The sequence below is a fragment of the Sphaerochaeta sp. UBA5836 genome (genome assembly GCF_002432845.1).
Lineage (GTDB): Bacteria > Spirochaetota > Spirochaetia > Sphaerochaetales > Sphaerochaetaceae > Sphaerochaeta.
This window is the reverse complement of record NZ_DJGW01000004.1, coordinates 735-11,053: the sequence shown is the minus strand read 5'-3', so window position 1 is coordinate 11,053 and position 10,319 is coordinate 735. Positions and strand designations below refer to the sequence as shown.

The following is a 10,319-nucleotide window of genomic DNA, read 5'->3' as shown; positions in this document are numbered from 1 at the left end:
AGGTGTTACGTAACACCTGTCGGAATAACCGACAGGTTGTATCACAAATGTACGAAGGAGGATTATTGAAATGAAGAAAAAACTGTTGAACATGGTGGCGATCAGCCTCATGCTCGTCCTGGCAGCCGGTACCGTGTTCGGAGCAGGCACAAAGGAAGCTGAAAAAGAAACAACCGTCAATATGTTCCAGCTCAAGGTTGAGATCAAGGATGCCATTGATGAATATGCTGCAACGTATTCTGCAGCCACCCCTGGAGTGACCGTGAAAGTGGAAACCCTTGGAGGCGGAGCCGACTACGGTGGGGCGTTGAAGGCAAAAGCCCAAGCCGGCCAGATGCCCGACATCTTTGTGATCGAAGGCCGCGGCGGCTATGACATCTGGAAGGATTACATTGCCGACCTCTCCGACCAGAGCTGGGTGGCTGACACCGACCTTGCTTTCAAGGTTGATGGAAAAGTGTATGGTTTCCCGGTTGCCATCGAAGGCTATGGACTGGCATACAATGCCGACATCCTTGCCAAGGCAGGCATCGATCCGGCAAAGTTGACTACTCGAGCAGCTTATGAACAAGCATTCAAAACGTTGGAAGCCAAGAAGGCCGAGTTGGGAATCGATGCTCCGGTTGCCATGGCGGCATCGGTTGCAGGTGGCATGTGGTGGGTGGCAGCCCAGCACAACCTTGCCTGCTATTGGGGCGGCGGGCTTGACTTCAATGATACGAGCATCATCGACATGGCCCTGCAAGGCAAGCTTGACGATGAACGGTTCCTCCAGTATGCCAAGTACCTGCAGCTGCTGTTCAAGTATGCAGACCAGAAGATCCTGCTCAACGGCAGCTATGATGACCAGGTAGGTGCCTTTGCACAGGGCAAGACTGCATTCCTGCATCAGGGCAACTGGGTTGATCCCAACTTGAAGCAACTTGGCGTAACCTTCCCGATTGGCTATGCCCCGCATGCATTCCTCGATACCGAGCAGACGGGTCTCTATCTCTTTGCTCCGAGTTGGTATTGCGTGAACGAGAAGAGCCCCAATGCCGAGGCTGCGAAAGCATTCCTGACGGCTATGGCCACAACTGCTGAAGGACATGATTACATGGTCAACAAGGCCGGTATGATTCCTGCCTTCAAGTCCGTGAAGCTCCAGCCCGCCGGACAGCTCAGTCAGGCCCTGATGGCTGCAAACGCCAAGGGCGGCAACTACGGCGTCTTCTTCGGCATGCTTCCCGATGGAGCCGGCCAGAATGTCTTCGGCCCGATTTTCGACCTGTTTGCACAGAACCAGAACAATCTCAATCAGTTCATCGCAGACATGAAGAAGGCGGTCGCCAACCTTCCGAATATGTAATGCATCATTCGTTTCCTGCACAGGAGTCATCCTGTGCAGGATCTTACCGGGGAGCGAACACCAATGAAAAAGAATAGTACAGTCAACATTGTATTTCTCGCACCATGCGTCCTCACCTTCATCATGATCATCATCATTCCCTTCTTTTTCGGCCTTTACTACTCTGTTACTGACTGGAATGGGGTAAGTGATGATGTCGCCTTTGTCGGACTGAAGAATTTCAGAGGCTTGGCGTCGTCACCGGATTTCATCTACTCGTTTCTGATTACCATCGCCTATACGTTGATCAATATCGTATTCATCAACATCGTCAGCTTTATTCTTTCCTTGATAGTGACCAGCAAAATCCGAAGGCGGAACTTCTACCGCTCGGGTTTCTTCGTCCCCTACCTGATCGGAGGAATCGTGCTGGGCTACATCTGGCAGTTCATCCTGAACAACATCCTGGTCAAGATCGGAACAACCTACTCCATAGCTTTTTTGGAAACATCCTTTCTCAGTATGCCGAACACCGTCATCTGGACGATGGCAGTGGTCAACACCTGGCAGTACGCCGGCTACATCATGCTGATTTTTGTTGCAGCGATCCAAAGCATCCCCTCCTCCCTCATGGAGGCGGCAAATGTAGACGGGGCCAACTATTTCCATCGGGTCATTCACATACTCATTCCCATGATGGCCAATGCATTCACCATCTCCATTTTCTTGACGCTTACTACGTCATTCAAACAATTCGATATGAATATGACACTGACAAACGGAGGACCCGCCACCCGCTTCATGGATGCACCGGTCAAGGCAAGTCAGTTATTGGCTATGAATATTTTCAATACCGCCACTGCAAACCGGATGGCGGAAGCCCAAGCCAAGGCAGTGGTCCTGTTCATTGCCTTGTTGATCGTCTCCCTGATCCAGGTATCAGTCAATAAGAAGAAAGAGGTGGAGATGTGATGAAACCACTACACATAGGTAAAAACAACCGGTATCTGAAGCCCGATCTGCTGCTCTTGGAGCTGCTGACAATCCTGCTCTTCCTGCTGTTCATGTTCCCGTTTATCATGGTTGTGCTGAACTCGGCCAAAACATCACGGGAAATCATCTTCAATGCCATCGCCCTTCCTACAAGCTGGAAGCAACTCGGGGTGAATGTTGGACTGATTTTCAGTAATCCAACGGTTGACTATATGGGCGCCTTCATAGACAGCATTGTCATCACGGTACTTTCGCTTTTGGTCATATCCATCTTCTCCTCCATGGCTGCATGGATCTTGGTGCGCAACAAGACCCTCTGGTCGACCATCCTCTTCATGGCCTTTGTTTCCGCCATGGTCATTCCCTTCCAAGTCTTGATGTATCCCTTGGTCCGCTGGATGCGGGTGATAGGAGAATTTTTAAATTTCCGTTTGCTGGGAACCGTAGGAGGAATCGTATTCGCATACCTCGGATTCGGAAGCCCGCTGTCGATTTTCATCTTCCACGGCTTCATCAAGAACATCCCTCTGGAGATTGAGGAATCGGCCACCATCGACGGGTGTCCGAAGAGCACCATCTTCTTCAGGATTGTGTTCCCGCTGCTGCAACCGATCATGATCACAGTCCTCATCCTCAACGGCATATGGATCTGGAACGATTATCTATTGCCCCTGCTGGTCCTTGGCTCCAACGGGAGGGTGCAGACAATTCCCATAGCGGTGACGGCGTTCGCCGGTGCCTATCTCAAGCAATGGGATTTGATTCTCACCTCAACCTTGATAGCCATGCTGCCGATTATTGTCTTATATATTTTCGCACAACGATACATCATCAAGGGTATGGTTGAAGGTTCAATTAAATAGAGGGAGAGAAACGATGAAAATTGTTCTGGTTGGTGCTGGAAGCATCCAGTTTGGCTTGGGTACGTTGGGAGACATCTTCACCAGCAAAACACTCACAGGAAGCGAGATAACATTGCTCGACATCAATGCAAAAGCTTTGGATGTTGTGTTGCAGACAACGAAGGATTTCATCCAGTCGCACGGCCTGCGCTATACGGTTACGGCAACCACCGATCGAAGGAGTGCCTTCGTCGGTGCTGATTTCATAATATCCTCCATCGAGGTGGGCAATCGTTTCCAGATGTGGGATGAGGATTGGAAGATCCCCCTTCAGTACGGCGTGCACCAAGTATACGGGGAGAACGGCGGGCCGGGAGGAGTTTTCCATTCGCTTCGCATTGGCAAGGTAATCCTGGAAATCGTCAAGGATGCCATGGAAATCTGTCCCAATGCTTGGATTTTCAACTATTCCAACCCGATGACGGCCATCTGTACTACGGTCAAGCGCAAATATCCCCAGGCAAAATTTGTGGGGATGTGCCATGAAATCGGCTGGCTGGGCCGCTGGCTGCCCAGGATGCTGGGCATGAACCATGAGGACCTCCACTATCGCGCCGCCGGGCTGAACCATTTTTCCTGCATGCTCTCCTTGACCGACCGCAGGAGTGGAAGGGATCTCTATCCCGAGGTGCTTGCAAAAGCCGAATCGTTTTTCGAGCAGGAACCCGGTTACAGCGACTTATACGATGCATACAGGAAAACCGGCTCGCTCGATGCTTCAGAAAAATTCCAAAAAGGGGAGACCGACCAAAAGAGCGCCTATAAGTGGGCCGACCGCAAATTGATACGGTTCATGCTCAAGAACTACCACCTGCTTCCCATAACCACCGACAGCCATTTCGGTGAGTACTTGGGCTGGGCTTGGGATGTGGTGGATCATCGGGGCATTCTCGATTTCTACGATGTCTACAAGGTCATGCTCTCCCAGGAAGTCCCTCATGAAATTCATTTGGAGACTTCCGAGCGGGTGATTCCCATCATCGACGGCATGCTTACCGATGCCAAGTATGAAGAAGCAGCCGTAAACGTCCTGAACACAGGCTTGCTCGACGATTTACCGTCCTGGCTGGCGGTGGAAGTTCCTGCCATCATCGATAAGAGCGGTATACGGGGGATCAGGATGGAGAGTGTCCCGAAGGGATATTTGGCGCTGCTTCGTGCATATGCCGGAGTCTACGATATGACGGCCGAAGCGATCATCCACGAAAAAAAGGAGTATGCCATCCAAGCTCTCCTTGCGAATCCAGTGGTTCATCAAGCCTCCAACCTCGAAGAGATGGTTGATCGGATGATCAGCAAGCAAGAGCGCTGGCTGGGATATCTGAAATAGAAAACCAACAACGGATGGGAGTATACTTCCATCCGTTGAATTTGTAGAATGGGCGGATATGGCTACAATCAAGGAAATCTCCCGCAAGGCCGGCGTGAGCGCTACTACCGTTGCGAATGTCATTCATGGCCGCACCAACAAGGTCTCAGCTGCCACCCTGCATAAAGTGCAGGCGATTATTGACTCGGAAAAGTATGCTCCCAACATGGGAGCCATGATGCTGCTGCACAACAACTCCCGCATCATCGGGGTCATCATGTTCACTGAACCTCGGCACAATGAGACGGTGTTGGAGGACCCCTTCTCATCGGCCATCCTGGGCGCTATGGAACGGGATATCCGAGTAGCAGGATACTATATGATGCTGTACGTCTCCAGTGATGAGGATGAAGTGGTCCGTCTTTCCAAGTCATGGAAAATGGATGGTTTGATTCTTGTCTGGGTTCCCGGCAAGATTTGCAGCATCATCAACTCCAGCATCGATATTCCCTTGGTCTACATCGACTGTTTTTTCAATGATGATGATCATGTCTACTATAACATTGGCTTGGAGGATAAGAAGGGAGGGTATGAGGTAACCAAATATCTGCTCTCCATGGGGCATACCAACATGCTCTTCCTTCCCTGCAACCCCATCTTTCCCGGAGGCGATTCGGAGCGCTTCGCCGGTTGCAAGCAGGCTTTCAGCGAACGGGGTTTGACGCTGCCTGATACGGCGAAGCTGCCTCTGCCCTACGACCGCATGAAGCGGGAAAAAATCTATCTGGAGATCACCAGCAAGAAGGCAGGGTACACAGCCTTGGTATTCTCCTCCGATTATTATGCCGCAGAGGCGCTTACCTTCTTGCAAGATTGCGGTGTCCGGATTCCTCAGGATATCTCCATCACCGGCTTTGACGACAATATTTTCTCACGGCTGGTCACGCCAAGACTGACGACCGTCCATCAGGATTCAAGCGAAAAAGGGCGATTGGCAATCGAGATGTTGATGCGCTTGATCCATGGAGAAGCGGTAAAGCAGCCGAGAATCACGCTGCCGATTTATCTGCAGATTCGCGATTCGGTGCGAAAACTCTAGACCGGCTTCAAGCACCCCCGACAGGCACAGTTCCATTCTCATACACCCCCTCGGTAACCGGATGGGGTGTATCGGTGTGTCAAACGCCCTAATCTTATGCACAAAGTTATTTATATAACAAATTAACACATAGTTATATGCTTATGAACATTCAAATAGGCTCGTGGGGCTCTGTGCACTACAGAGAGAAAGGAAGGAATCCAATGAGAAAAACCATCACTGTGCTGGTCGTAATGCTCTGCCTGACCGCTTGTTGTTCGCCCAAGGGAAGTCGGAAGCCTCCTCTTCAGACGCCAAGGTCCTGAGAGTCGCCATGGAGTGCGGATATGCACCGTACAACTGGACCCAGACCACCAATGCAAACGAGGCCGTGCCCATCTCCGGCTCGAAGGAGTTCGCATACGGCTATGATGTCATGATGGCCAAGCTGATCGCCGAACGCCTGGGATACAAGCTTGAAATTGTCAAGCTGGACTGGGACTCCCTCGTACCTGCGGTGCAGTCAGGAACCGTCGATTGCGTCATCGCAGGCCAATCCATCACCTCGGAACGAAAACAGATGGTTGACTTCACATCCCCGTACTACTACGCCTCGATTGTCTGCCTGACCAACGGCGACAGCAAGTATGCCTCGGCAAAGGGTATCACCGACCTTGCCGGAGCTTCCTGCACCAGTCAGCTCGGAACCATCTGGTACGACACCTGCCTGCCACAGGTTCCCAATGCCAAGATTCTCCCCGCCCAGGAGACTGCACCGGCCATGCTCGTAGCGCTGAACAGCAAGCGTGTCGACTTCATCTGTACCGATATGCCCACTGCAAAAGCTGCCATCATCGCCTACCCGACTATGAAAATCCTCGACTTTGCAGGTTCAAACGATGATTTCAAGGTCAGTGAGGAGGAGATCAACATCGGCATCTCGGTCTCCAAGAAGAACCCTGAGCTGACCAAGGCCATCAACAGCGTGTTGGACACCCTCACCGTCGATGACTTCAACGCCATGATGGAGAGTGCCATTGCAGTCCAGCCATTGTCCAACTAACCTGAAGGAAGTGGCATGTCTATATCTGAAATGAATTTCTTTCAGAGGATGCTCTACATCCTCCAAACGTACAGCGGCTCCCTTGCAAAAGGGGCCGCGACCACCATGGTGATCGCCATTGTCTGTACCGCTCTTGGCTGCTTGATCGGCTTTGCCGTGGGCATTGTCCAGACTTTGGAGCCGAAGAAGAAGGACAACCTGGCCTACAGGATCATCCTGAAACTTGCAAAAGTGCTCCTTACAGCCTATGTCGAACTGTTCCGCGGTACCCCCATGATGCTGCAGGCTGCGTTCATCTATTACGGTGCCAGCCAAGTCTTCGGTCTCAACCTCGGGATGTGGGAGGCTGCAATCCTGATTGTCTCCATAAACACCGGAGCCTACATGGCCGAAACGGTGCGCGGCGGCATCTTGTCGGTCGACATCGGACAGACGGAGGGAGCAAAAGCCATCGGCATGAATCACTTCCAAACGATGTTGTCCGTGATTCTTCCCCAGGCACTGAGAAATATCATGCCCCAGATCGGCAACAACCTCATCATCAACATCAAGGATACCTGTGTACTGTCCATCATTGGAACAGTGGAGCTCTTTTTCACCTTCAAGAGCATCTCAGGAGCCTTGTATACCTACTTTGAGGCAGCCACGGTCATCCTCATCATCTACTTCATACTTACCTTCGTCTCCTCGCGAATCCTGCTCGCCTGGGAAAACCGGATGGACGGCCCTGCCAATTTCGATCTTGCCACAACCGATACGCTTGCATACACCAGCGGCATGATGAACTTCCCCCGCAAGCCCAAGAGGAGGACATAATGCCTGAAATATTGAAAATAGAACACCTGTCCAAACACTTCGGGGCGAACGAGGTTCTCAAGGACATCAATTTCCAAGTGCGGCCGGGGGATGTTACTTCAATCATCGGAGCCTCGGGCTCAGGCAAGTCCACCCTGCTTCGATGCATCAACCTCCTGGAGAGCGCCACTTCGGGCAACATCCTCTTTCACGGGCGGAACATCCTCAGCGACCATGTGAACGAGGCCAAGTACCGGGCCAAGGTGGGGATGGTCTTCCAATCCTTCAATCTCTTCAACAATCACACGGTACTCAGCAACTGCATGGTCGGCCAAATCAAGGTCTTGAAGAAGTCGAAGGAGGAAGCCTATCAATCAGCACTGTTCTACTTGGACAAGGTGGGCATGACCAGTCACATCAATGCCAAGCCGCACCAGCTCAGCGGCGGGCAGAAGCAACGGGTTGCAATCGCCCGCGCCCTGGCGATGCAGCCTGAGATCCTGCTGTTTGATGAACCTACCTCCGCCCTCGACCCTGAGATGGTCGGAGAGGTCCTCGATGTCATGAAGGCCTTGGCCAAGGAGGGAACCACCATGCTGGTAGTCACGCATGAGATGGCTTTTGCACGGGATGTCTCCAACCATGTAGTCTACATGTTCGATGGGAAAATCGAAGAGGAGGGAGAACCAAAGAACCTCTTCTCCAACCCCAAGAGTCCCCAGCTGAAAGAGTTTCTCAGCAGATTCACCGGCGATGCAGTCCGTCAAGGCAGCTGATCCGACCAGGATGGATGACCGATTCACGTTCACATCAATTCTTGTTTGGTTAGCCGACCATAGGCAATAGGACTGCATATTCCATGGCCCTTTACTCTGGTATGCCTCAACTACAGCAAAAAACAAGCTTCTCTTTTAGAGTTTGATCAGACGGGTTTTCGTAAACACATCAGTATCCTGACTCAGATGATTGGCAAGATTCTCCACCGCAGCAGTCACCCTATTCAAGTCGTCATCAGAAAGGTCTGCCAGCAGGCCAAACATCTCTTTGTATCCCAATTCAAGGAGACCTTTACTCTTTCTGATATAAAAATCCCTGCCAAAACATGATGGTCGCAGAATGATGTCTTTCTGGTTATCCGCCCTCTTATACCGTTCCACCAACTTTTGCTCAACCAATCGTTTTACATACTTGGAGAACGTGCTTTGGGGCATGCCAAGGTAGCGCGAAAGTTCAGACATTTTTAAAATTTCATTTTCATGCTCGATGATACACTCCAAAACCTGCCAGCTTTGGGCGGATAGACGCACACCTTCCTCACCACCCAATTCAATATTGTATCCTCGGACATAAATATTGGCATACCTGATTAGTTGCGCAACAAGCTTTCTATATCGTCCCATCCAATGCAATTCCATGAAATTCTCCAAACCCAACCATACCACAAATCAACCGGGCGCTCAAACCCCGCATGGAAACCATGCGTGAGTATAGCATACCTCGCAAAGGTAAAAATAGAACCAGGCGATATCAATGCTGCAACTCTTGATACCGCCTGGTCGAAATTGACAGTATGAACTACAGACTATAAAAAAACAGCAAAGGAGCCGGCTGCACTCAGGTACCAGACTATAAAGAGTGTCGCTATTCCGATTCCTGTATATACCCTACCGGTCTTGTGGAAGAAATACGTATAAATGCAGGCAACCAGCGGCCAGAGAACCAACAAGGGAATATAGTAGATGCCTCCCATTCCGGCAGCTGTCTGGACCAGTGGATTCGAGCCAAAGATTATGGATTTATTGAGCATAAGTGGGACATACAGGATAAGCAACCAAACCACCGCACCCAATGTCATCACAACGGCATTGATTGCCATCTCCTTACCTAAACCAAGCTTACCCTGTTTCGGCCTTTGAAAACCAGCCAACATAATTCCTTGGGGTATGAAATAGACAGCAAAAGGTACCAAGTACCCAAGAAAGGCTAAAAACCGTTTCCCAGTGAAGGGAAGCAAAGTGACAACCCATGCCCTGAAATCCACTTTCCATACCGCGTCAACGAAAACGAGAATCAAGTAGACAGGTAAGAGCGTGCACATTGCAAAGCATAGCGATTTCAAGATTTTCCCTGAATCGAAGGTCAGCGACGCATCGGTCAATCCATAGTGGGCGAGAGAGGCTCCTTTCTTCTTCAACATGGTGTAATGCCCCAGTATCATGAGAACAATGGCAATAACTCCACAAAGCATCGACCAAACCATATAGACATTGGTGAAATCTTGCGGCCAAAGTCTGTTTGGGTTGATCCAAGGCTCAAAAAACATGTGATTCCAAACAAACAGATACAGCAGGGGACCAATGGCGGTGGTAAGTAATGCGCTGATCCACCAGCTTCGCCCTTCATACCCGCGATACTCAGGCAATTTTTCTTTCAGAACACTGAAATACCGAGTCTCGAGAAGTAATGCACCCATCGGAAAAATGAACAGCATTGCTCCAAACAATGCCAGTGCAGTACCAATCAGCTTGATGGGCCAAACCTGGTTTTGCGGGGAGAGACCGCTTCCGCCTTTCAGCGTCAGTTGCATCCACTCTATTGCATTCGCAATAGCCGGGATGGAGTCTGTCGCGCCTGCATGGTTCTCCCAAGGCTGATACAGGATCCGGGCCGTTCCATCCTCGATCTTACCATATACTTTGTCCACTTCAATTGGTTCGGTAGTGTTGAACAACGGCTGCAAAACAGGAGATACAGGAGCATCAGATCCCTTGCCGACGAATATCATCACACCAAGCTCGGTAACCGTTCCAATATTGAAGGCGGCATTCTTGAGATACCGTGCTGCAGATAAA

At 50.7% G+C, this 10,319-nt stretch carries 10 protein-coding genes; 8 read left to right on the top strand and 2 right to left on the bottom strand.

The features are described from left to right. Nucleotides 1-70: 70 nt before the first annotated feature. The 8 genes from B3F49_RS00280 (at nt 71) to B3F49_RS00245 (ending at nt 8,243) form a co-directional block, all read left to right on the top strand. Complete coding sequence (locus B3F49_RS00280) at nt 71-1,348, top strand: ABC transporter substrate-binding protein (protein WP_293908472.1); 1,278 nt, start codon at nt 71-73, stop codon at nt 1,346-1,348. Between the two features lie 63 nt (nt 1,349-1,411). Continuing rightward, nucleotides 1,412-2,299, top strand: coding sequence for a carbohydrate ABC transporter permease (locus B3F49_RS00275; RefSeq protein WP_293892390.1), 888 nt, complete (start codon nt 1,412-1,414; stop codon nt 2,297-2,299). Continuing rightward, nucleotides 2,299-3,183 (top strand): carbohydrate ABC transporter permease, encoded by an 885-nt coding sequence (locus B3F49_RS00270; protein WP_293892393.1) that lies wholly within the window; start codon nt 2,299-2,301, stop codon nt 3,181-3,183. The genes B3F49_RS00275 and B3F49_RS00270 overlap by 1 nt, the downstream gene beginning before the upstream one ends. Before the next feature lie 13 nt (nt 3,184-3,196). Then, on the top strand, nt 3,197-4,552 hold the full coding sequence (locus tag B3F49_RS00265) for an alpha-glucosidase (RefSeq protein ID WP_293892396.1): 1,356 nt from the start codon (nt 3,197-3,199) through the stop codon (nt 4,550-4,552). A gap of 58 nt (nt 4,553-4,610) precedes the next feature. Then, nucleotides 4,611-5,630: a LacI family DNA-binding transcriptional regulator gene (locus B3F49_RS00260; protein WP_293892399.1), complete on the top strand. Its 1,020-nt coding sequence runs from the start codon at nt 4,611-4,613 to the stop codon at nt 5,628-5,630. Between the two features lie 163 nt (nt 5,631-5,793). Further along, entirely contained in the window at nt 5,794-6,672 is an 879-nt protein-coding gene (locus B3F49_RS00255; protein WP_293908470.1) for a transporter substrate-binding domain-containing protein, read from the top strand. Nucleotides 6,673-6,687: 15 nt separating this feature from the next. Continuing rightward, nucleotides 6,688-7,488, top strand: a complete 801-nt coding sequence (locus B3F49_RS00250; RefSeq protein ID WP_293908469.1) for an amino acid ABC transporter permease — start codon at nt 6,688-6,690, stop codon at nt 7,486-7,488. Next, nucleotides 7,488-8,243: an amino acid ABC transporter ATP-binding protein gene (locus B3F49_RS00245; protein ID WP_293908468.1), complete on the top strand. Its 756-nt coding sequence runs from the start codon at nt 7,488-7,490 to the stop codon at nt 8,241-8,243. The genes B3F49_RS00250 and B3F49_RS00245 overlap by 1 nt, the downstream gene beginning before the upstream one ends. A 135-nt stretch (nt 8,244-8,378) precedes the next feature. Here the strand turns inward: B3F49_RS00245 and B3F49_RS00240 are convergent, their stop codons facing one another. Next, the gene (locus B3F49_RS00240; protein WP_293908467.1) at nt 8,379-8,894 is read right to left on the bottom strand and encodes a MarR family winged helix-turn-helix transcriptional regulator; all 516 of its coding nucleotides are present in this window, start codon (nt 8,892-8,894) and stop codon (nt 8,379-8,381) included. 155 nt (nt 8,895-9,049) lie between these two features. Then, nucleotides 9,050-10,319 (bottom strand): hypothetical protein (locus tag B3F49_RS00235; protein WP_293908466.1); only part of this gene is annotated, 1,270 nt, incomplete at its 5' end.

What these genes read in the sequence shown, in the direction of transcription:
- B3F49_RS00275 (WP_293892390.1), top strand. Translation starts at nt 1,412, where the DNA reads ATGAAAAAGAATAGTACAGTCAACATTGTATTTCTCGCACCATGCGTC.
- B3F49_RS00260 (WP_293892399.1), top strand. Translation starts at nt 4,611, where the DNA reads ATGGCTACAATCAAGGAAATCTCCCGCAAGGCCGGCGTGAGCGCTACT.
- B3F49_RS00245 (WP_293908468.1), top strand. Translation starts at nt 7,488, where the DNA reads ATGCCTGAAATATTGAAAATAGAACACCTGTCCAAACACTTCGGGGCG.
- B3F49_RS00250 (WP_293908469.1), top strand. Translation starts at nt 6,688, where the DNA reads ATGTCTATATCTGAAATGAATTTCTTTCAGAGGATGCTCTACATCCTC.
- B3F49_RS00270 (WP_293892393.1), top strand. Translation starts at nt 2,299, where the DNA reads ATGAAACCACTACACATAGGTAAAAACAACCGGTATCTGAAGCCCGAT.
- B3F49_RS00280 (WP_293908472.1), top strand. Translation starts at nt 71, where the DNA reads ATGAAGAAAAAACTGTTGAACATGGTGGCGATCAGCCTCATGCTCGTC.
- B3F49_RS00265 (WP_293892396.1), top strand. Translation starts at nt 3,197, where the DNA reads ATGAAAATTGTTCTGGTTGGTGCTGGAAGCATCCAGTTTGGCTTGGGT.